This window comes from Janthinobacterium lividum (assembly GCF_011601275.1).
GTDB lineage: Bacteria > Pseudomonadota > Gammaproteobacteria > Burkholderiales > Burkholderiaceae_D > Janthinobacterium > Janthinobacterium lividum_E.
Genome location: NZ_JAAOLY010000019.1, coordinates 68,020 through 90,667 on the forward strand (window position 1 = coordinate 68,020; position 22,648 = coordinate 90,667).

The 22,648-nt window shown below is 60.9% G+C and carries 18 protein-coding genes; all 18 read left to right on the plus strand.

Translation table 11 applies throughout. The features are described from left to right. The first annotated feature begins 19 nt into the window (after positions 1 to 19). The 18 genes from GYK42_RS24160 (at position 20) to GYK42_RS24245 (ending at position 22,525) form a co-directional block, all read left to right on the plus strand. Complete coding sequence (locus GYK42_RS24160; RefSeq protein WP_034782513.1) at positions 20 to 958, plus strand: ABC transporter permease; 939 nt, start codon at positions 20 to 22, stop codon at positions 956 to 958. Positions 959 to 967: 9 nt separating this feature from the next. Continuing rightward, entirely contained in the window at positions 968 to 2,077 is a 1,110-nt protein-coding gene (locus GYK42_RS24165; protein WP_128140440.1) for an ABC transporter permease, read from the plus strand. Positions 2,078 to 2,086: 9 nt separating this feature from the next. Beyond that, the gene (locus GYK42_RS24170; RefSeq protein WP_166449560.1) at positions 2,087 to 3,778 is read left to right on the plus strand and encodes an ABC transporter ATP-binding protein; all 1,692 of its coding nucleotides are present in this window, start codon (positions 2,087 to 2,089) and stop codon (positions 3,776 to 3,778) included. A 27-nt stretch (positions 3,779 to 3,805) separates the two neighbouring features. Continuing rightward, positions 3,806 to 4,768, plus strand: coding sequence for a VTT domain-containing protein (locus tag GYK42_RS24175; RefSeq protein WP_034760160.1), 963 nt, complete (start codon positions 3,806 to 3,808; stop codon positions 4,766 to 4,768). Positions 4,769 to 5,144: 376 nt separating this feature from the next. Beyond that, complete coding sequence (locus tag GYK42_RS24180; protein WP_046685400.1) at positions 5,145 to 6,164, plus strand: glucokinase; 1,020 nt, start codon at positions 5,145 to 5,147, stop codon at positions 6,162 to 6,164. An 18-nt stretch (positions 6,165 to 6,182) separates the two neighbouring features. After that, a complete protein-coding gene (locus GYK42_RS24185; RefSeq protein WP_166449561.1) occupies positions 6,183 to 6,359 on the plus strand; it encodes a hypothetical protein in 177 nt (58 codons plus the stop codon). A gap of 218 nt (positions 6,360 to 6,577) precedes the next feature. Continuing rightward, the gene (gene scpB, locus GYK42_RS24190; protein ID WP_046685399.1) at positions 6,578 to 7,372 is read left to right on the plus strand and encodes an SMC-Scp complex subunit ScpB; all 795 of its coding nucleotides are present in this window, start codon (positions 6,578 to 6,580) and stop codon (positions 7,370 to 7,372) included. Beyond that, on the plus strand, positions 7,365 to 9,455 hold the full coding sequence (gene rluB, locus GYK42_RS24195) for a 23S rRNA pseudouridine(2605) synthase RluB (RefSeq protein ID WP_166449562.1): 2,091 nt from the start codon (positions 7,365 to 7,367) through the stop codon (positions 9,453 to 9,455). Before scpB ends, rluB begins: the two co-directional genes overlap by 8 nt. A 343-nt stretch (positions 9,456 to 9,798) precedes the next feature. Beyond that, positions 9,799 to 10,287 carry a ribosome maturation factor RimP gene (gene rimP / locus GYK42_RS24200; protein ID WP_034760462.1) on the plus strand — a complete coding sequence of 163 codons (489 nt, stop codon included), beginning with the start codon at positions 9,799 to 9,801 and terminating at the stop codon, positions 10,285 to 10,287. After that, positions 10,284 to 11,849 carry a transcription termination factor NusA gene (nusA, locus tag GYK42_RS24205; RefSeq protein ID WP_034782529.1) on the plus strand — a complete coding sequence of 522 codons (1,566 nt, stop codon included), beginning with the start codon at positions 10,284 to 10,286 and terminating at the stop codon, positions 11,847 to 11,849. Before rimP ends, nusA begins: the two co-directional genes overlap by 4 nt. A gap of 46 nt (positions 11,850 to 11,895) precedes the next feature. Then, the gene (gene infB / locus GYK42_RS24210; RefSeq protein ID WP_034760145.1) at positions 11,896 to 14,754 is read left to right on the plus strand and encodes a translation initiation factor IF-2; all 2,859 of its coding nucleotides are present in this window, start codon (positions 11,896 to 11,898) and stop codon (positions 14,752 to 14,754) included. Positions 14,755 to 14,868: 114 nt separating this feature from the next. Next, positions 14,869 to 15,285 carry a 30S ribosome-binding factor RbfA gene (gene rbfA, locus GYK42_RS24215; protein WP_035825200.1) on the plus strand — a complete coding sequence of 139 codons (417 nt, stop codon included), beginning with the start codon at positions 14,869 to 14,871 and terminating at the stop codon, positions 15,283 to 15,285. Between the two features lie 2 nt (positions 15,286 to 15,287). Then, positions 15,288 to 16,223, plus strand: a complete 936-nt coding sequence (gene truB, locus GYK42_RS24220; RefSeq protein WP_166449563.1) for a tRNA pseudouridine(55) synthase TruB — start codon at positions 15,288 to 15,290, stop codon at positions 16,221 to 16,223. A gap of 207 nt (positions 16,224 to 16,430) precedes the next feature. Then, the gene (gene typA / locus GYK42_RS24225) at positions 16,431 to 18,263 is read left to right on the plus strand and encodes a translational GTPase TypA (protein WP_034760139.1); all 1,833 of its coding nucleotides are present in this window, start codon (positions 16,431 to 16,433) and stop codon (positions 18,261 to 18,263) included. A 119-nt stretch (positions 18,264 to 18,382) separates the two neighbouring features. After that, the gene (gene dusA / locus GYK42_RS24230; RefSeq protein WP_034782593.1) at positions 18,383 to 19,378 is read left to right on the plus strand and encodes a tRNA dihydrouridine(20/20a) synthase DusA; all 996 of its coding nucleotides are present in this window, start codon (positions 18,383 to 18,385) and stop codon (positions 19,376 to 19,378) included. Continuing rightward, positions 19,378 to 19,839 carry a hypothetical protein gene (locus GYK42_RS24235; protein ID WP_166449564.1) on the plus strand — a complete coding sequence of 154 codons (462 nt, stop codon included), beginning with the start codon at positions 19,378 to 19,380 and terminating at the stop codon, positions 19,837 to 19,839. Before dusA ends, GYK42_RS24235 begins: the two co-directional genes overlap by 1 nt. A 535-nt stretch (positions 19,840 to 20,374) precedes the next feature. Further along, positions 20,375 to 22,114 (plus strand): methyl-accepting chemotaxis protein, encoded by a 1,740-nt coding sequence (locus tag GYK42_RS24240; protein ID WP_166449581.1) that lies wholly within the window; start codon positions 20,375 to 20,377, stop codon positions 22,112 to 22,114. Between the two features lie 63 nt (positions 22,115 to 22,177). Beyond that, entirely contained in the window at positions 22,178 to 22,525 is a 348-nt protein-coding gene (locus GYK42_RS24245) for an energy transducer TonB (RefSeq protein ID WP_240943791.1), read from the plus strand. Positions 22,526 to 22,648: the final 123 nt, after the last annotated feature.

Below are 22,648 nucleotides of genomic sequence, written 5' to 3' on the forward strand. Positions count from 1 at the left end.
ATAAAAACAAGGAATCATTATGTTCGCTTATATCCTGCGACGTCTGTGGCAGATGCTGCCCACCATGCTGGGCGTCGTCCTGCTGGTCTTCATCCTGTTCAACTGGGTGGGCGGCGATCCCGCCTACATCCTGGCCGGCAAGATGTCTAGTGCGGAAAGCATCGCCAACATCCGCCGCCAGCTCGGTGTCGACCAGCCGTATTACGTGCAACTGTGGATCTTCATCAAGCAGATCGTCACGTTCGACTTCGGCCAGAGCTGGGCGACGGGGGAATCCGTGTCGCACATCATCACTTCGCGCCTGGGGCCGTCGATGATGGTCCTGATCCCGCTGACCGTGCTGGAAACGTTCTTTGGCGTGGCGCTGGCGCTGGCGATCGCTTTCGTGCGCGGCTCGCTGACGGACCGCGCCGTCATGATCGCCTGCACGGTGGGCATGTCGATTTCCATTCTCGTCTACATCATCGTCTTCCAGTACGGCTTTGCTTATAAACTGGGCCTGTTCCCCGTGCAGGGCTGGGGCGACAGCTTCTGGGAAAACCTGCTGCGCTATTCGACCTTGCCGATCTTGATCGGCCTGGCTGTCTCGATCGCGCCGACCCTGCGCCTGTTCCGCACCTTCGTGCTCGACGAGGCGAACCAGGATTACGTGCGCACGGCGCGCGCCAAGGGCCTCAAGGAAGGCCGCATCATGTGGGTGCACGTGCTGCGCAACGCCGGCATTCCCATCATTACCTATGTGATGTCGAACTTGCCGGCCCTGCTGATCGGCGCTTTCCTGCTCGAGCGCTTCTTCGGCATCCCCGGCATCGGGCGTGAAGTGATCCTGGCCGTCGAGCGCAGCGACTTTCCGGTGATCAAGGCGATCACCGTGTACGTTGCCGCCGCCACCATGCTCTTCAACCTGCTCACCGACCTGCTGTACCAGGCGGTCGATCCTCGCGTACAACTGAAGTAGAAAGAGACGATGTCGAAACCTCATACATCGCCCGGCCTGTGGGCCCTGGCGTGGCGCCGTTTGCGCGGTGACAAGATTGCAATGGTATCGCTGGCCGTGGTCGGCGCTTTTTTCCTGCTGGTACTGGCGTCCGCCAGCGGCCTGGTGGCCTCGAACTGGGAAGACGAAGTGGCTGTCAGCTACGCGCCGCCCACGTTTGTGGGCGCCGACAAGGACGTGGCCGCCGACGGCGCCATCCCCCTGGCCGATGAGCGCAGCGCGCCCACACCCGTCAACGTGCTCGATCCGCTGGCCGACGATATCGCCGAACTGCGCGCCCAGATGGGTAGTAATCCATCGGCTGGCGTGGAGATGTACGGTGTCACCGACCCGCTGGCTGACGACTTGACGGCCTTGCGCGCCGGCATGGGCAAGGCCAAGAAACTCGTCACGCACAAGGCGGCGACACTGCCGTTCGGCGCCGACAAGTGGGGCCATGACATCATCCAGAAAACCATCAAGGGCGGTGAAACGTCGATCGTCGTGGGCCTGGTGGCGGCTTTGCTGGCCGTCGTGCTGGGAACCTTGTTTGGCGCCGTGTCGGGCTACTTCGGCGGCGTCGTCGATGACTTCTTCAACTGGTTCTACAGCATCTTCACGTCGATCCCGTCGATCCTGATGATCCTGACGGTGGCGGCCGTGCTGCAACAGAAGGGCGTGCTGACCATCGTGCTGATCCTTGGCTTGACGGGCTGGACGGGGCCGTACCGTTTGATCCGCGCCGAATACATCAAGCACAAGGCGCGCGAATACGTGATGGCGGCCGATGCGATCGGCGCCTCGCACTGGCGCAAGATGTTTTCCCACATCTTCCCGAACGTAAGCCACGTGGCCCTGGTGCAAATGTCGATCCTGGTCGTGGGCTTCATCAAGGCGGAAGTGATTCTGAGTTTCCTCGGCTTTGGCGTGCCGGTGGGCACCGTGTCGTGGGGCAGCATGCTCAACGAGGCACAAAATGAACTGATCCTGGGCAAATGGTGGCAACTGACGGCCGCCGCCACGGCGATGGCCGTGCTGGTGACGGCGTTCTCGCTGTTTACCGATGCCTTGCGCGATGCGCTCGACCCCAAAGTGAAATAGGAGTTGCTCATGGACCAGAATAACCTGTTGGAAGTGCGCGACCTGCGCGTCACCTTCCGCCTGGACAAGAAGACCACGTTCGAAGCCGTCAAGGGCATCTCGTTCAACGTGCCGCGCAACAGCACCGTCGCCCTGGTGGGCGAATCGGGCAGCGGCAAGTCCGTCAGCTCGCTGGCCGTGATGGGCTTGTTGCCGCCGGATAACACCATCATCGACCCCGCCTCGAGCATTTATTTCGGCGGGCGCGATTTGCTGCAACTGTCGATCGCCGAGCGGCGCACCATGTGCGGCAAGGATATCTCGATGATCTTCCAGGAGCCGATGTCGTCGCTCAATCCCGTGTTTACGGTCGGCTTCCAGATCGCCGAAGTGTTGCGCCAGCACATGGGCATGAACCGCAAGCAGGCGCGGGCGCGCACCCTGGCGCTGCTCGAAGAAGTGGGCATTCCCGACCCGGCCACGAAGATCGACGCCTACCCGAGCCAGATGTCGGGCGGCCAGCAGCAGCGCGTGATGATCGCCATGGCGATCGCCTGCGAACCGAAACTCTTGATCGCGGACGAACCGACGACGGCGCTGGACGTGACGATCCAGAAGCAGATCATGGACTTGATCGCGGCGCTGCAAAAGAAACACCAGATGTCCGTGCTCTTCATTACCCATGACCTGGGCCTGGTGGGGGAGATCGCCGACCAGGTGATCGTCATGCGCCACGGCGAAGTGCGCGAGACGGGCGAGGTGCGGCAAGTGTTCGAGGCGCCGCAAGACAGTTATACCAAGGCCCTGCTGCATTGCCGCCCATCGCTTGACGAGCGCCCGTGGCGCCTGCCCGTGATTGCCGATTATATGGAGGGCAAGGCCGGCCCCGGCGTCGAGGTGAAACAGCGCACGCGCGGCTATACGCCGGGCGACGAGCCCGTGCTGGTGGTCAATAATCTGAGCAAGAGCTTTTATACGCGCGAAGGCCTGTTCGGCAAGCGCGAATTCCAGGCCGTCAAGGATGTGTCGTTCACTTTGCCGCGCGGCAAGACCCTGGGCGTGGTGGGCGAGTCCGGCTCCGGCAAGACGACGGTGGGCCTGACCCTGCTGCGCCTGCACCAGGCAACGGGCGGCACGGCCATGTTCCACGGCAAGGATTTGATTGCCATGCCGAACAGGGAGTATCTGCCCTATAAACGCCGCATCCAGATCATCTTCCAGAATCCGTATGCGTCCCTGAATCCCCGCTTTACGGTGGGGCAGATCTTGCTCGAACCGATGCGCATCCACAACATCGGCGCCGATGACAAGGAACGCATCGCCAAAGCCTATTGGCTGCTCGACAAGGTCGGCTTGCCGGAACAGGCCTTCCACCGCTATCCGCACGAGTTCTCGGGCGGCCAACGCCAGCGTATCGCCATTGCCCGCTGCCTGACCATGCAGCCGGAAATCCTCGTCTGCGACGAATCCGTGTCGGCGCTGGACGTGTCCGTGCAGGCGCAGGTGCTCAATCTGTTGCAGGACTTGCAGGATGAATTCGGTCTGTCCTACATCTTCATTTCGCACGACTTATCCGTGGTGAAATACATCGCCGACCAGGTGATGGTGATGCACAAGGGGCAAGTGGTGGAACTGGCCGATTCGGATGAGCTGTACCGCAATCCCGTGCATCCGTACACGCGCACCCTGCTCAGCGCCATACCGAAGGGCGTGCAAATCTAAACACGCTTTTACGGTAAGATAGCGGCCATGCCCAACCTCATTTATCTGCTCGAACATTACGGTGTCCTGATTGTCTTTGGCATCGTGCTGGTGGAGCAGCTCGGCCTGCCGATTCCCGCCTTTCCCATCCTCGTGGTGGCGGGAGCGCTGGCCGTCGATGGCGACATGAATGGGGCGCTGGTGCTGGCCGCCGCATTGAGTGCCTGCCTGATCAGCGACTTTACGTGGTTCCGCGCGGGCCGCCATTTCGGCAAGCGCATCCTGCGGCTGCTGTGCCGCATCTCGCTGTCGCCCGATTACTGCGTCAGCCAGACGGAAGACAAATTCAAGCGCTGGGGCCCGAAAGCCCTGATCGTCTCCAAGTTCGTGCCGGGATTCAATACCGTGGCCGCGCCCATGTCGGGCGCGCTGGGTACGCCGCCTGGCCTGTTCTTCCTGTACGCGGGCCTGGGCGCCTTGCTGTGGAGCGGCACGGGCATCGTCGTCGGCGTGATTTTCCATGCCAGCGTGCAGCAGGTGCTCGATTTGCTCAGCACCATGGGCAGCACGGCCTTGCTGATGCTGGCGACCTTGCTGGGCTTGTTCCTGCTGTACAAATTCCTCGAACGCCGGCGTTTCCGCCAGGCCTTGCAGATCGAGCGCATCGGCATCGATGAATTGCTCGAACTCATAGAGCAGGGCGAAGAGCCGCTGATGGTCGACGCGCGCAGCGCCACGGCGCAGGCGCTGGAACCGGCCGTGCCGGGCGCCTTGTTCTTCAATGGCAAGGAACCCGTGCCCGCCATGATCGCCATGGACAAGGACCGCCACATCATCGTGTATTGCAGCTGCCCCAACGACGTGACGGCCGCGCAAGTGGCCAAGCTGCTGCACCAGCACGGCTTCCACCGGGCCAAGCCCCTGCATGGCGGCCTCGATGCCTGGAACGCCGCCTACCGCTCGGACCAGCCGGCCCCCGCCAGCTTGCTGGGCGAAGGCTTGCCCTCCTGATCTGCGCTGCCTCCGGTACGCCAGGCGGGCAATAAAAACGGTAGTAATAATACGAAAACACCTTTGCGGCGCCGTCAGGACGGCAGCGACGCACCAGCGCTGCCGTGTACAAAGCGGCTTTGCGCAAACTCCGGCATACTCTGTTTTCAGGGCGACTCCTGCTGCTGTGCAGCATGCTTTTCTCGCGCCTGATGAGTGCAAGCACTTACTATAAATCATTGTTTCTAAGCAATTTTGGCATTGCCTGTTGCATTTGGAGTGGAACTACCAATAAAGGCTTGTTTTGATGTACTTAAACTACAAACTTTGCTTGCCTCCGGGCGCATTCATCCTTTAAGCTTGGCGTCCCATGCGTCCCACTTCATCATTTAAAATCATGAGCGCTTCGTCTTCACCCGTACTGCCGACTTCCGCCTTCGCCGATGGGCCGCGCCTGCTGGCCGACGTGGGCGGCACCAATGCCCGTTTCGCCCTGGAAGTGGCCGCTGGCCACATCACCCTGGTGGAAGTGTTGCCCTGTGCCGATTACCCGAGCCTGTCCGCCGCCCTGCAAGCCTACCTGGCCCTGCCGCACATCGCTGCCGCCGGCGGGCAAGCCGTGCGTCATGCCGTGATCGCCATCGCCAACCCGGTCGACGGCGATTTCCTCAGCATGACGAACCATCACTGGTCGTTCTCGATCCGCGCCATGCGCGAAGAGTGCGGTTTCACGACCCTGGACGTGGTCAACGATTTCACGGCCCTGGCACGCGCCTTGCCGCAGCTATCAAACGAGCAAAAGCACCAGGTGGGCGCGGGCACGGCCCGTCCGAACACGGCCATCGGCCTGATCGGGGCCGGCACGGGCCTGGGCGTGTCGGGCCTGATTCCGTCGCATGGCGGCTGGATCGCCCTGCAAAGCGAAGGCGGCCACGTCAGCTTTGCGCCGTTCAATGAAGTGGAAGTGAGCATTCTGCAATTCGCCTGGCGCGAATACGAGCACGTCTCGGCCGAACGCCTGATTTCCGGCGATGGCCTGGAACTGATCTACCGCGCCCTGGCCGATCGCGCCGGCGTGCCGGCGGAAGACTTGCCTGCTGCGGAAATCACGCGCCGCGCGCTGGCTGGCGAATCCCAGCTGTGCGACGACGTCATCGAAGCGTTCTGCTGCATGCTGGGCACCGTGGCAGGCAACGTCGCCGTCACCCTGGGTGCGCTGGGCGGTATTTATATCGGCGGCGGCATCGTGCCACGCCTGGGCGCGCGTTTCGACCGCTCCGGTTTCCGCGCCCGCTTCGAGCGCAAGGGCCGCTTCGCCAATTATGTCTCGCAAGTGCCGACCTTCGTCATCACGGCGCAGTACCCAGCTTTCTTGGGCGCATCGGCCATTCTCTCGGAGAAACTCGCCTCCCAGTGATGCGCGAGCAGGGGCGATATGTCGCGCCAGGGCCGGGTAAAACGCGTGTTTTACCCGGTTTTGCGCTTTTCCGCTTTTTATCAGGTACAATTGGCATCGTTGGATGAAACGACGACTGTCGCTCTCCTGTTTGGCTGGTTCGCCGCCACGGGAAAAGCAGCTGCTCCGGAGATCGTTTCATTGCTGGTTACTTAGTGAAGGTTAATTAAGGCCAGCACCATGGATGGCAGGACTTTCACTGCATCCGCTTTAGTCCCGCTTTGCGCGCATCGGCCAAGGCGTCGGAAAAACAGCCTCAACTAGTAACCCAGCACGGCGTCATCATCGATGTCTGCCATCTGTTACGTTGAAATGAACGTTTTTGATTTCTTTCTCTGCATACGAATTGCAACACACATCCGCACAGAATTGCTATGAATACAATTGAGGCTAAAAAAGTCCTCGAAACCGCGTTGCTGTGCGCTCGTGAGTCGCTGACGATCCACAGCTTGAAAAAGCTGTTCGTCGATGCGGACGAGAATGGTCGCGTGCGCGGTGTCGGCGTCGGTGCCGACACGATCAAGCAATTGCTGGAAGAGTTGCGGCAGGAGTGGGAAGGGCGCGGCATCGAGATCGTCAGTCTGGCGTCGGGCTGGCGCTTTCAAAGCCGCCCGGAAATGAAGATGTATCTCGATCGCATGACGCCCGAGCGGCCGCCCAAGTATTCGCGGGCGACCCTGGAAACGCTCGCCATCATCGCTTACCGCCAGCCGGTGACGCGTGGCGATATCGAGGAAATTCGCGGCGTTGCCGTCAATTCGCAGACGATCAAGATGCTGGAAGACCGTGGCTGGGTCGACGCCATCGGCTACCGCGACGTGGTGGGACGGCCGGCCTTGCTGGCCACCACCAAGCAGTTTTTGGATGACCTGGGTTTGCAATCGCTGTCCCAGCTGCCGCCGTTGCAGCAAATCAGCGAGATGCAGGGCAATGGGCTCGAAGCCCTGGAAGCGGCCCTGCAGGAAAATTTTGACAAGGCAAGCAATGAGCTTGTCCCCCAGCTTGGTGCAGGTAGCAATACGGCTGTGACAGATGTAGATGTGACAGCAAGCCTTGATGCCGGCCCCGATGCTTCGCCCACGGACGAAGCCTACACTCACGACCCTGCGCCAGAACTAACGGTTGACGCTGCGCCAGGTCAGCACAGCCAAGAAACGAAGAATGAATAATCCGAACACACCCGAGACAGTAACCGCCAGCGACGAAGCCATCGTTGCCAAGCCCAAGCGCCGCACCAAGGCCCAGATCGAAGCCGATACGGCCGCTGCCGTTGCTGCAGGCGACACCGCCGCTGCCAAGCCGAAGCGCCGCACCAAAGCCGACGTGGCCGCCGCCGCGCCCGTCGCCGCCGCTGCTGGCGATGCTGCTGCCGACGCTGCGCCAGCCGCCAAGAAAACCCGCGCCAAGCCTGCCCTGAAGGCCGTGGCCGACGCCGCGGAAGCGGCTGCCGAGGCAGTCGCCGCCCCTGCGCCGCGTCCGCCGCGCGCCCGTGCCGCCGCCAAGGCTGCTGCCGCCGTCGCTGAAACGGCGCCCGAAGCCGTCGCTGACAAGCCGGCCGAAGCGCGCCCGACCCGCGGTCCGCGCCAGATGCGTGGCGTGCAGGCGGAGCGCGCACTGCGCCAGCCGCCGCGCGCCGAAGCGCCGCAGGCGGCCGAAGCTGCGCCTGCTGCCGCAGAGCAAGCCGCCGCGCCTGTCGCCGATGTGTTCGATGCCGAAGGCAACCTTGTTTCCGGTCCGCGCCTGCCGCGCGGTCCGCGCAACGACGTGCCGGGTGCTGGCAAGAATGCCGGCAAGAGCCGTAAAAAGGGCAAGGGCCGCCAGGCTGCGCCAGGTAAGCTCAGCGACGCTGATGCTGTCTTCTCGTTCGTTACCTCCGACGCGTTCGACAGCGAAGAGGGCGGCACGGGCCGCATGCAGAAAGTGGCCGTGCGCCGCGACCTGACGTCCGACGACGACGCGCCGAAGCTGCACAAGGTGCTGGCCGAAGCCGGTCTCGGTTCGCGCCGCGACATGGAAGACCTGATCATTTCGGGTCGCGTGTCCGTGAATGGCGAGCCGGCCCACATCGGCCAGCGCATCCTGCCGAGCGACCACGTGCGCATCAACGGCAAGTTGATCCAGCGCCGCGTCAGCAAGAAGCCGCCGCGCGTCTTGGTGTACCACAAGCCGGCCGGCGAAATCGTCAGCCACAACGACCCGGACGGCCGTCCATCCGTGTTCGACCGCCTGCCGACCATGAAGGCGGGCAAATGGCTGGCCGTTGGCCGCCTCGATTTCAACACGGAAGGCTTGCTGCTGTTTACCACCTCCGGTGACCTGGCCAACCGTCTGATGCACCCGCGCTACGGCATCGACCGCGAGTACGCCGTGCGTACCCTGGGCGAGCTGGAAGAGGGCATGCGCCAGAAGCTGCTGGCCGGCGTCGAGCTGGAAGACGGCCTGGCGCAGTTCTCGAAGATCGCCGATGGCGGCGGCGAGGGCATCAACAAGTGGTACCGCGTGGTGATCGGCGAAGGCCGTAACCGCGAAGTGCGCCGCATGTTCGAAGCCATCGGCCTGACCGTGTCGCGTCTGATCCGTACCCGCTACGGCGCGATGACCCTGCCGAGCGGCCTGAAACGCGGCCGCTGGGAAGAAATGGATGAAAACACCGTGCGCGATCTGTTGACCGCCTACGGCATTGAAAAGAAAATGCCGGCATCGGGCGACCCCCGTGCCGCTGGCGCCGCCAAGGGCCGCGAAGCGCGCAAGGCCAGCCGCGATGACGAGCCGAATGGCAACCGCATCGATGTAAGCAACCGCAACGCCGATCCGTTCCCGGTCGCGCCGCGCCGTGGCCAGCCGCAAGGCCAGTTTGCCCGTCCGCAAGGCCAGGGCCGCCCAGGCGGCACCGGCCGTCCAGGCGAAGCGCGTGGCCCTGGCCGCGGCCAGCCGCAAGGTCCGTTCCAGGGCGGCCAGCCCCGTTCGTCGGCATCGTTCGAGGGCGCGCCGCAAGGCCAGGGTCGTCCGCCGCGTGCGGCAGGCCAGGGCCAGGGCCAGGGCCGTCCGGCCGGTGGTGGCGAAGGCCGCGCACCGCAGCGCGGTCCGCGCCAGCCCGATCCGCTGCAAACGGCATTCGGCTTTGCCAACACGGGTCCGCGCCGCAATGCGGGCGGTGGCGCCGGTGGACAAGCGCGTTCCGGTGGCCAGCCGCGTGGCGGCATGGATCGTGGCGGCATGGATGGCATGCCGCGCCGCCGCAGCAAAGGTTAATCGGAAGAGTTTCTTCTTGCGCGCCCGCTGATCTGCCGCGGGTGCGCGCTCTTGTAACTGTTGTAAGCCGGGCCGCTCCTCGTGTGCGGCATTGCGGCGAAGTTAATAAGAGGTTATAATCTGCAGCCTAATAAAAGTTCTCCGCAGGGTTGTTTGGTGGGGAGTGCTTTCATCTGGTTGGGGAAATACAAGAAGATGGGCAGATGCCCATTTTTTTTTTGTTGAACCGTTTGTAATGGCTCCGCAAGGGGCCATATATGACTTGAATGCGTGTTTTTGCATGGTGTCGGCGCTCATTGCGGTGCTGTCATGCCGAAAACGGGCCTTATTTCTGGAGAATTTCTTGCAGCAGTTGGGATTAATTGAAAAGACAGTTACTGGTCTGGGCTATGAGCTCGTTGATGTCGAACGTGCCGAGCGCGGACTGCTGCGCGTCTTTATTGATTTCAGCGCCGCCGATGCCGCTGAAAAAGGTCCGATCACGGTCGAAGACTGTGCCACGGTGAGTCACCAGTTATCGCATGTGTTGACGGTAGAGAACGTTCCTTACGAGCGTCTCGAGATTTCTTCCCCGGGTCTCGATCGTCCGGTGCGCAAGCTGGAAGACTTCGTCCGTTTCGCAGGCCAGGAAATCATCGTCAAGCTGACTGTGGCGATGCCGGGTACGAACAACCGGAAATCGTTCCAGGGGATTCTGCAAGAACCCGTGGGCGATAAATTGTCGTTGGAATTTGAAGGTAAGGATGGTCCGGCGATGTTGGAGTTTACGCTCGCCGATGTGGATAAGGCACGCTTGGTGCCGCAGGTGGTTTTTAAGGGACGCAAAGCATGAGCCGCGAAGTTTTATTATTGGTTGACGCGCTGGCGCGCGAAAAAAACGTCGATAAAGATGTCGTCTTCGGCGCCCTCGAATTCGCGTTGGCGCAAGCCACGAAGAAACGGTATGAGGGTGAGGTAGACATCCGCGTTTCGATCGACCGCGAAACGGGCGAATTCGAATCGTTCCGCCGCTGGCACGTCGTGCCCGATGAAGCGGGCCTGCAATTGCCGGATCAGGAGATCCTGCATTTCGAGGCAAAAGAACAGATTTCCGATATCGAAGTCGATGACCACATCGAAGAACCGATCGAATCCGTCGAATTCGGCCGCCGTTTCGCCCAGGATACCAAACAGGTCGTCCTGCAGCGCGTACGTGACGCCGAACGCGAACAGATTCTGGTCGACTTCCTGGAACGCGGCGATTCGCTCGTCACCGGCACCATCAAGCGCATGGAACGCGGCGACGCCATCGTTGAATCGGGCAAGATCGAAGCGCGTCTGCCACGCGACCAGATGATCCCGAAAGAGAATCTGCGTATCGGCGACCGTGTGCGTGCCTTCATCTTGCGTATCGACCGCAACATGCGCGGCCCGCAAGTGATTCTGTCGCGCACCGCGCCGGAATTCATCATGAAGCTGTTCGAACTGGAAGTGCCTGAAATCGAGCAAGGCATGCTGGAAATTAAATCCGCAGCCCGCGATGCCGGCGTGCGCGCCAAGATCGCCGTCTACACGGCCGACAAGCGCATCGACCCGATCGGTACTTGCGTCGGCATGCGCGGTTCGCGCGTGCAGGCTGTCACCGGCGAACTCGGTGGCGAACGTGTCGACATCGTGCTGTGGTCGGAAGATCCGGCGCAGTTCGTCATCGGCGCCCTGGCGCCGGCGAACGTGTCGTCGATCATGGTCGATGAAGAAAAACACGCGATGGATGTCGTCGTGGATGAAGAAAACCTGGCGATCGCGATTGGCCGTTCCGGCCAGAACGTACGCCTGGCCTCGGACCTGACCGGCTGGAAGATCAACATCATGACGGCCGAAGAATCGGCTGACAAAGCTGCCCAGGAAACGGCTGCCGTGCGCATCCTGTTCATGGAAAAGCTCGATGTCGACCAGGAAGTGGCCGATATTCTGGTGGAAGAAGGTTTCGCCAGTCTGGAAGAAATCGCTTACGTGCCAATTTCCGAAATGCTGGAAATCGAATCGTTTGACGAAGATACCGTCAATGAACTCCGTACCCGTGCGCGTGATGCGCTGGTTACCGAAGCGATTGCTTCGGAAGAGGGTCTGGAAGGCATGGACGAGGCGTTGGTGGGTCTGGAAGGCATGGACCGCATTACCGCCGGCAAGCTGGGTCTGGCTGGTATCAAGACCGTTGAAGCATTTGCAGCACTGGCATACGACGAATTTGGCGCAATCCTGGCCTTGTCTGCGGACCGTGCGCGTGAACTGATTACAAGTGAATTTAAAGATGTGACCGACGATGAGATGAAGTTGGTTGACTCGAAATACGACGATCGTGCCAAGGCGTTGCAAGCCAAGGCATGGAGTCTGGCCGAATCCGCAAAGGCTTAATTTGAGTATCTTTATCATCTCCGCGACACATAGAAAAGAGGACTGAATGGCGAGTAACAACGTAGCCCAATTTGCCACCGAACTGAAGATGCCTGCAGATTTGCTGCTGACGCAGCTGCGTTCTGCCGGCGTCGAGAAAAGTTCGACGTCAGATCCATTGTCGAAAGATGATAAGGACAAGCTTTTGGATCATCTGCGCCGCACACACGGCGCAGCGGCTGACACAGAAAAGAAAAAAATCACCGTGACCCGCAAGGAAACGACTGAGATCAAGCAAGCTGACGCCACCGGCAAATCGCGCACCATCCAGGTGGAAGTGCGCAAGAAACGCACTTTCGTCCAGCGTGACGAAGCTGCGCCGGTCGCGGCAGAACCAGTCGCGCCTGCCGCACCGGTGATCGATCCCGCCGACGTGGCGCGCCGTGAAGAAGAAGCCCGTAAACAGGCTGAACTGATCGCCCGCCAGGAAGCCGATCTGCGCGAAAAGCAAGAACGTCTGGCCAAGCTCGACGCGGAAAAAGAAGCCCAGGCGAAAGCCACGCAACAGGCTGAACTGGCTGCGAAGAAAGAAGCTGAAGCAGAAGCGAAGAAAGCCGCTGCCAAAGCTGCTGCCGCGCCTGCCGCCAGCGCCGCTGCGCCTGTCGTTGACGACGCCGCCGCCGAAGCGAAAAAAGCTGCTGCCGCTGAAGAAGCGAAGAAGAAAGCGGCTGCCGCTGCTGTTGCCGCCAAGGAAGCCGCTGACAAAGCGGAAGCCACCGAGCGTGCACGCAAGGCCGTTGCCGACGAAGTGGCCCAGATCAAGGCCATGATGAACGCGCCACGCCGCGCCATCAAGGCACCGGAACCCGTACCGGTTCCCGTCAAGCCGAAGGCGCCGGAAGGCACCCTGCACAAGCCTGCTGACAAGAAACCTGGCGACAAGCCGGGCGACAAGAAGCCTGCTGTTGCAGACAAGAAATCGATCAAGTCGGCCAATGTGTCGTCCACCTGGTCCGATGACGCGAAAAAACGCGGCACCACCGGTGGTCCCAAGCCACGCGGCAATAGCGGCCCAGGCGGCCGTGACAGCTGGCGCGGTGGCGCGAAGGGCCGTCGCCCGACGCACCATGACGACCGTGAATCGAACTTCCAGGCTCCTACGGAAGCCGTCGTCAAAGACGTGCACGTACCGGAAACGATCACCGTGGCCGAACTGGCGCACAAAATGTCCGTCAAGGCATCCGAAGTCATCAAGCATTTGATGAAGTTGGGCCAGATGTGCACGATCAACCAGGTGCTGGACCAGGAAACCGCCATGATTCTGGTGGAAGAAATGGGCCACAAGGCGTTCGCCGCCGAACTGGACGATCCGGAAGCGCTGCTGGCGGATGTGGGCGAACACGCTCACTTCGAAACCAAGCCACGCGCACCGGTGGTCACCGTCATGGGTCACGTCGACCACGGCAAGACCTCGTTGCTCGATTACATCCGTCGCGCCAAGGTTGCATCCGGCGAAGCCGGTGGCATTACGCAGCATATCGGCGCTTACCACGTCGATACGCCACGCGGCATGATCACCTTCCTCGACACCCCGGGCCACGAAGCGTTTACCGCGATGCGTGCCCGTGGCGCCAAGGCAACCGACATCGTCATTCTGGTGGTTGCCGCCGACGATGGCGTGATGCCGCAAACGAAAGAAGCGATTGCCCATGCGAAAGCAGCCGGCGTACCGCTGGTGGTGGCGATCAACAAGGTCGACAAACCGGGCGGCAACGTGGACCGCGTGACGCAGGAACTGGTCGCAGAACAAGTCGTGCCGGAAGAATACGGTGGTGAATCGCCATTCGTGCCGGTGTCGGCCAAAACGGGTCAAGGTATCGACGACCTGCTGGAACAAGTGCTGTTGCAAGCCGAAGTGCTGGAACTGACGGCGCCGGTCGATGCGCCTGCGCGCGGCCTGGTAGTCGAGGCGCGTCTGGACAAGGGCCGTGGTCCTGTCGCGACGATCCTGGTGCAGTCCGGTACCCTGAAACGCGGCGACGTGATTCTGGCTGGCTCTTCGTATGGCCGTGTTCGCGCCATGCTGGACGAGAACGGCAAGTCGATCGCTGAAGCGGGTCCTTCGATTCCGGTCGAAATCCAGGGTCTGACGGAAGTGCCGGTTGCCGGTGAAGAAGTCGTCGTCATGGCTGACGAGCGCAAAGCGCGTGAAATCGGTCTGTTCCGTCAAGGTAAGTTCCGCGACGTGAAACTGGCGAAACAGCAAGCTGCGAAACTGGAAAACATGTTCGACCAGATGGCCGAAGGCGAAGTGAAAAACTTGCCGTTGATCATCAAAACCGACGTGCAAGGTTCGCAAGAAGCGCTGGTCGGTTCGTTGCAGAAACTGTCGACCTCCGAAGTGCGCGTACAAGTTGTGCACGCAGCCGTCGGCGGCATCACGGAATCGGACGTCAACTTGGCAGTCGCCTCGAAAGCGGTCATCATCGGCTTTAACGCCCGTGCTGATGCCCAGGCACGCAAGCTGGCCGAGTCGAATGGCGTGGACATTCGCTACTACAACATCATTTACGATGCGATCGACGAGATCAAATCGGCGTTGTCGGGCATGTTGGCGCCAGAGAAACGCGAAACCGTTATCGGCCAGGTCGAGATCCGCCAGGTTATCCTGGTCTCGAAAGTGGGCGCGATTGCCGGTTGCCTGGTCACCGATGGCGTGGTCAAGCGTGCTTCTTCCGTCCGCCTGTTGCGCAACAACATCGTGGTGTGGAGCGGCGAGATCGACTCCCTGAAACGCTTCAAGGACGATGCGAAAGAAGTTCGCGCCGGTCTCGAGTGCGGCCTGTCGCTGAAGAACTACAACGACATTCAGGTTGGCGACACGCTGGAAGTGTTCGAAGTCCAGGAAATCGCTCGTACCCTGTAATCACAGAAGCAATGGCGCGGACATAGTGATGTCCGCGCAAACACGTGGGGCGCATTGGTCAACGGGCAACCGTTTGACCCATGCGCCCTGCGGCACTTAGGACAGCATAAAATCATGGCTAAACATAGCAAAACCATGCCAGCGCGCGGCTTGCGCGTGGCCGACCAGATCCAGCGCGATCTGGCTGAAATCGTCGCCTACGAACTGAAGGACCCGCGCGTCGGCACGATGATCACCATCACCGAAGTGCAGATCACGCCCGACTACGCGCACGCCAAGGTGTTTTTCACGATGTTGAAAGACAGCAAGGAAGCCATCAAGAACACCACCGAAGGCCTGATGGCCGCGTCCGGCTTCATCCGCGGCTTGCTGGGCAAGCGCCTGCATATCCACACCTTGCCGATGCTGCATTTCGTGCACGACAGCTCGACCTCGCGCGGCATGGAAATGTCGCTCCTGATCGACAAGGCCAACGCCACGCGCGCGGCCGACGCCGAGCCGGATGTCAAACCAGAAGCGGACGAGCAATAACAGTGGCGGGTCCGAAGAAACCGCCCGGCATCAAGCGGGTGCGCGACCTGGTCGATGGCGTCTTGCTGCTCGATAAGCCTGTGGGCTGGTCCAGCAACGACGCCCTGATCAAGGCCAAGCGCGTCTTGAACGCCAAGAAGGCCGGCCATACGGGCACCCTGGATCCGTTCGCCACGGGCTTGCTGCCGCTGTGCTTTGGCGAGGCGACGAAGTTCTCGCAGGACTTGCTGGAAGCAGACAAAACCTACGAAACCCTGGTGCACCTGGGACAGACGACGGACACGGGCGATACGGAAGGCGAAGTGCTGGAAACGCGCGACGTCAACGTCACCGAAGAGCAGATCGAAGCCGTGCTGGCGCAGTTCCGCGGGCCTATCCTGCAGACGCCGCCGATGTACTCGGCCTTGAAACGGGACGGCAAGCCCTTATATGAGTATGCAAGGGCAGGCATCACCCTGGAGCGCGAAGCGCGCCCGGTGACCATCCACAAGCTCGAGTTCCTCGGCTATGAAGCCCCGTTCCTGAAATTGTCCGTGATGTGCAGCAAAGGCACGTATATCCGCGTGCTGGGCGAAGACATCGGCCATGCCCTCGGTTGCGGCGGCCATCTGAACGCCTTGCGCCGCACGCACGTGGGCAACCTGACCCTCGATGGCGTCGTTACCCTGGATGAGCTGACGGCGCATGCCGCGCCGTTGAGCCTGCTGGCTCCCGTCGATGCCTTGCTGTCGAGTTTCCCGGCTGTCCAGCTGACGGAAGAATTGGCCAAGCGTTTCCTGCATGGCCAGCGCATCGCGCTGGGCAAGGAAGACGTCGCCGTGCCAGCCGAGCCGGGCAGGGTGCGCGTGTATCACGACAGCAAGCTGCTGGGCACGGGCCAGTTGCAGGAATACAGCATCCTGGCGCCGGAACGTCTCATTGCCACGGCACACCAATAAGTCACAGCAACGTCACATTACCCAGCGACACTCTTCAACCAGTGTCGCTTTTTTAAACAAATCGTCCCCGACTGCGGGAGCCGCCAGCATTTTTAGATAGCGTTGCAACGCAACATGCTATACTACGCGGTTCCGGAAATAGATTAGCATTCGGGTATCTCGTACACCTTGTACGCACTCCGCAGTTTTTCAGTAACTACTACGACCATGTCAAATACAAAACGCGCAATTCGTAATATCGCCATTATCGCCCACGTTGACCACGGCAAAACCACGCTGGTGGATCAGCTGCTGCGCCAGTCCGGCACCTTCCGTGAAAACCAAGCGGTCGACACCCGAGTCATGGACTCGAACGACCTGGAAAAGGAGCGCGGCATTACGATTCTGTCGAAGAACTGCGCCGTTGAGTACGAAGGCACCCACATCAACATCGTCGACACCCCAGGCCACGCCGACTTCGGCGGCGAAGTGGAACGTGTTCTGTCGATGGTGGACTCGGTTCTGCTGCTGATCGATGCACAGGAAGGCCCGATGCCGCAAACCCGTTTCGTCACGCGTAAAGCGCTGGCACTGGGTCTGAAGCCTATCGTTATCGTCAACAAGATCGACCGTCCAGGCGCACGTCCGGACTGGGCCATCAACCAGACGTTCGAACTGTTCGACAAGCTGGGCGCTACCGACGAACAACTGGATTTCCCTATCATTTACGCTTCGGGCCTGAACGGCTATGCCGGCCTGACCGAAGACGTGCGCGGCGGCGACATGAAGCCGATGTTCGACGCCATCCTGGAACACGTTCCAGTACGCGACGACAATCCTGAAGGTCCGCTGCAAATGCAGATCACCTCGCTGGACTACTCGTCGTACGTCGGCAAGATCGGCATTGGCCGCGTCAACCGCGGTACCGTCAAAGTCGGTCAAGACGTGCTGGTCATCAATGGCCCAGGCGCGACCCCGATCAAGGGCCGCATCAACCAGGTGCTGAATTTCAAGGGCCTGGAGCGCGTGCTGGTTGACGAAGCCGTCGCCGGCGACATCTGCCTGATCAACGGTATCGACGAAATCGGCATCGGTTCGACCCTGTGCGCACTCGACACCCCGGAAGCGCTGCCGATGCTGACCGTCGACGAGCCTACCCTGACCATGAACTTCATGGTCAACAACTCGCCGCTGGCTGGCCGCGAAGGCAAGTTCGTTACCTCGCGTCAACTGCGTGACCGTCTGGAAAAAGAATTGAAAGCCAACGTTGCTCTGCGCGTAGCGCCAACCGACGACGACACGATTTTTGAAGTATCGGGCCGCGGCGAGCTGCACCTGACGATTCTGATCGAAAACATGCGTCGCGAAGGCTTCGAGCTGGCCGTATCGCGTCCACGCGTGGTCTTCAAAATGGTTGATGGCGTGCGCCACGAGCCGTTTGAAAACCTGTCCGTTGACGTTGAAGAAGTCAACCAGGGCGGCGTCATGGAAGAACTGGGCCGTCGTCGTGGCGACCTGCAAAACATGGAATCGGATGGCAAGGGCCGCGTGCGTCTCGAGTACCTGATCCCGGCGCGTGGCCTGATCGGCTTCCAGGGCGAATTCATGACCCTGACCCGCGGCACCGGCCTGATGAGCCACGTATTCCATGAATACGCGCCAGTCGACAACACCCGTGGCGAAATGGCTGGCCGTCGTAACGGCGTGCTGATCTCGCAAGATGACGGCGCTGCTGTTGCCTACGCTATCTGGAAACTGCAAGACCGCGGCCGCATGTTCGTGTCGCACAATGACCCGGTCTACGAAGGCATGGTCATCGGTATTCACTCGCGCGACAACGACCTGGTCGTCAACCCGATCAAGGGCAAGCAGCTGACCAACGTGCGTTCGTCGGGTACCGACGAAGCGGTGCGCCTGGTACCGCCAATTCAGATGTCGCTGGAATACGCAGTCGAATTCATCGAGGACGACGAACTGGTGGAAATCACGCCTAAATCGATCCGTCTGCGCAAGCGCTTCCTGAAAGAGCACGAGCGTAAAAAAGCGTCGCGCGATTCGTAATCTGTTGTAGCGCATGGCCTGCGGGCCATGCCACGCTCAAGCCCGTTGCTCCGCCTTTCCTTCACCGGTGAGGCGCGCAGCGGGTTTGTCATTTGCAGCTCCTGTTTTTTGTAGACACCATGACTTCCTCTTCTTTGCCTTCCCGCCGCCTGTCCGTCGCCCCGATGATGGACTGGACCGACCGCCATTGCCGCAAGTTCCACCGCGAAATCACGCGCCACACCTGGCTGTACACCGAGATGGTGACGACGGGCGCGCTCGTGTACGGCGACGTGGAGCGCCATTTGCGCTTCAACGAGGAAGAGCATCCGGTGGCCCTGCAGCTGGGCGGCAGCGATCCGAAAGACCTGGCCACCAGCGCCAAGCTGGGCCAGCAATGGGGCTACGACGAGGTCAACCTGAACTGCGGCTGCCCGTCCGAGCGCGTGCAAAAGGGCGCATTCGGCGCCTGCCTGATGGCCGAACCGCAACTGGTGGCCGACTGCGTGAAAGCCATGCGCGACGTGGTCGACATCGACGTCACGGTGAAACACCGGATCGGCATCGATGACAGCGAGTCGTACGACTTCGTGCGCGACTTCGTCGGCACCGTGGCCGACGCCGGCTGCAAGACGTTTATCGTGCATGCGCGCAACGCCATCCTGAAAGGCCTGAGCCCGAAGGAAAACCGCGAAGTGCCGCCACTCAAGTATGACTATGCCTACCGCCTGAAGCGCGACTTTCCCCAGTTCGAATTCATCATCAATGGCGGCATCAAGACGCTCGATGAAATCGACCTGCACCTGCAGCACCTGGACGGCGTGATGCTGGGCCGCGAGGCCTACCACAATCCGTATGTGATGGCGCAATTCGACCAGCGCTATTACGGCGACGATGCGCCCGTGAAAACGCGCGAACAGGTGCTCGAAGCGATGATCCCGTATATCAGCGCGCAGCTGGAAAAAGAAGCGGGGAGATTAAAACTGAACAGCGTCACGCGCCACATGCTGGGCCTGATGCAAAACCTGCCTGGCGCGCGCGGCTTCCGCCAGACCCTGTCCGATTCCAAGAAGCTGGCTTCGGGCGACCCGCGTTTGCTGCTGGAAGCGGCGGCGCGCTTGTCGCTGCCTGCGTAATGGACGATTTCCACGGCCATGCGCGCCACATCGACGGCTACCTGCAAGCCGTCAGCGCGCTCAAGGATGACGGCAGCGACTTGCTCTGCACGTATCTGGGGCCATTGCCGCCGCAGGCATCGTTCGATGCACTGTGCCGCGCACTGAATGTGACGTCCGACGGCTTGCGTCTGCAGCCGCTCGAAACGGTCGCGTGCAGCGGCGCCTTGTGCGCGCCGCGCCAGTGGCTGCTCGAGCGTCTGCATCCGACGAGCGAGGCCGACCGCCAGCCGCTCGACGCGCGTTTATATGACGGTTTCGAGCGCGAACTGGCCGAACTGCTGGGCGCCGAGCCGCACTGGTATCAACTGGTATCATCTGGCCAGCGCAGCCTGGCCAGCCAATTGGGCGCCATCTGGAGCGTCTTTGTCTTCGGCACAGAGTGCCACGCCTATGTGATGCATTGCAGCTGGGACAGCTGAGTCAACTTGTCTATACCGGTGCTACTTCGCACTGGTATTGTCCGCACTTCCCCTTCCTCTGAGTCCCCCTCCCAAAACGATGTCATATGGCTATGCCATGTGTTGTAAATGCGCTGTTTCGGCGCATGCCCGCACTGTCGTGGGGCATTTCTAAGACGCAAGAAACGGCGTTGTTGCCATTTCCCCGAAGAAAGTTAATCAGCCATTTATTCGGGTACATATTGCTTGCTTTGAGGCAAAATTTACACCTATAATTGATTATAGACAAATATTTCTCATATGAATGTTTGATGTTGATCTCACATCAACGGTGTCAAAAATTCAGCGTGCGGAACAAGTTTGCATTCGCAGTCACTGGCATTTCCAGGGCTGCAGAAAGACCAGGAAGTACCCCGGGCTGCGTGCGGCCGGATACCGCCAGCATACCAATGGGTAAGGGCGGATGCCGGTGTTGCGCAGCCTTCGTCTTGTCGTGCCGGGCAAAAATCCTTATCAATAGTTTCATTTACGAAGAGCCGAAATGAATTTAGCAAAAATGAAGGTTGGTACCCGCCTGGGCCTGGGTTTCGCCCTGGTACTGGTTCTGCTGGTGGCCGTGACCGTTCTCGGCATCGCGCGCATGGCGCAAATCCAGGAACGTCTCGATCACGTGATCAATGTCAACAACGTTGTCACCCGCCTGGTGATCGACATGCGTGGCAACGTCAGCGACCGCATTACCTCGCTGCGCATCCTGACCCTGATGACCGACGCGAGCGATATGGAGCCGGAAATGGCGCGTATCAAGACGCAGACGAGCACCTATCAGGAAACGCAGAAGAAGCTCGAAGAGAAATTCGCCGTCGAGTCCACTTCTGAAGAAAAAGCCCTGCTGGCCTCGATCAAGGAATACGAAGCGGCCGCCATGCCTGCCATCGCCAAGGCATCCGCACTGTGGATGGCCAACGATGCGGAAGGCGCCACGCGCGTGATGATCAAGGAAATCCGCCCGGTACAGAAAAAATGGATGGAAGCGCTGGAGCAGCTGGCCGTGCTGGAAGACAAGCTCAACGAGCAGATGCAAGCGGACGCCCGCAAGGCCTTCGACAGCGCGCGCCTGTTCATGATCATCCTCGGCGTACTGGCCGTGGCGATGGGCGTGGCGGCGGCACTGGTGATTACCCGCGGCTTGCTGAAACAGCTGGGCGGCGAGCCTGACTACACGGCGTCGATCGCCGGCAGCATCGCCAATGGCGACCTGTCGATCGGCATCCACACGCAGCCTTCCGACACCTCCAGCCTGCTGGCGGAAATGAAGGAAATGCGCAACAGCCTGGTGGGCATCGTCGGCCAGGTACGCGTCGGTACGGAAACCATCGGCACGGCCTCGCGCGAAATTGCCGATGGCAATATCGATCTGTCGTCGCGGACGGAAATGCAAGCGAGCGCGCTGGAAAAAACAGCGTCGGCCATGGAAGAACTGACCTCGACCGTGAAACAGAATGCGGACAATGCGCGGGAAGCCAACAAGCTGGCCGCCACGGCCTCGGACGTGGCCCTGAAAGGCGGCTCCGTCGTGTCGCAAGTGGTGGACACCATGAGCTCGATCAATGAATCGGCGAAGAAGATTGTCGACATCATTGGCGTGATCGATGGCATCGCCTTCCAGACGAACATCCTGGCGCTGAACGCGGCCGTGGAAGCGGCCCGTGCCGGCGAGCAAGGCCGCGGCTTTGCCGTGGTGGCGTCGGAAGTGCGCAACCTGGCCCAGCGCTCCGCTGGTGCGGCGAAAGAAATCAAGATCCTCATCGACGATTCGGCCGAGAAGACGGAACGCGGCACGCGTCTGGTCGGCCAGGCCGGCGTGACGATGGGCGAAGTGGTCGACAGCGTGCGCCGCGTGACCGACATCATGAGCGAGATCGCCAGTGCCAGCCAGGAACAAAGCGCCGGCATCGAACAGGTCAACCTGTCGATCATCGAGATGGATGGCATGACGCAGCAAAATGCGGCCCTGGTGGAGCAAGCAGCCGCCGCGGCGCAAAGCCTGCAAGACCAGGCGGCCGAGCTGGCCCACGTGGTCAGCATCTTCAAACTGGTCGAAGGCGAAGAGAAGCCGACGGCGTATGTGCCGGCACCCGTGGCCGCCGTACCGGTGGCCGTGCGCAAGCCGGCGCCGGCATTGCGCCCGGTGAAGTCGTTGACGCGCAAGGCCGAAGCGGCCGCACCCGTGGCGGCAGCGGCGCCACGCAAGGCGGCGGGCGCCGGCAGCAATGACGAGTGGGAAGAGTTTTAAGCGCGGCCAACAGCGCACAGGAAGTTGTAACTACCGTATTTGATAATAATCATGGGGAAGCACATGTTTGAGAATAAGCGTTTGATGAGTGTTGCAGCAGCCTTGCTGGTGTCCGTTTCTTCCGCCACCTTCGCGGCCGAGGTGCCGGCGTCGTTCGATGCCAAGAACTGCAAGGCCGACTATCCGAAAGCCTCGCTGATGAACGAAGAGCAGGGCACCGTGTCGATGTCCTTCCTGGTCAATGCCGATGGTACCGTTGCCGATTCGAAAGTCGAGAAGAGCAGCGGCTTCAAGAACCTGGACAAGGCCGCCATCAAGGCCCTGTCCGCGTGCAAGTTCAAGCCGGGCACCAAGGATGGCGCCGCGGCGCAAACTTGGACCAAGGTCGATTACGCCTGGAAGCTGGACTGATCCACGTATCGCCGGGAGCCGAGCTCCCGGCATGGCCGACTCCGCTACGGGCGGCGCCTGCAAGGGTGCCGCCCGTAGTGTTATGTGCGCCAGCCAACGGCACTGTTGCCGCCGATTCTGTTA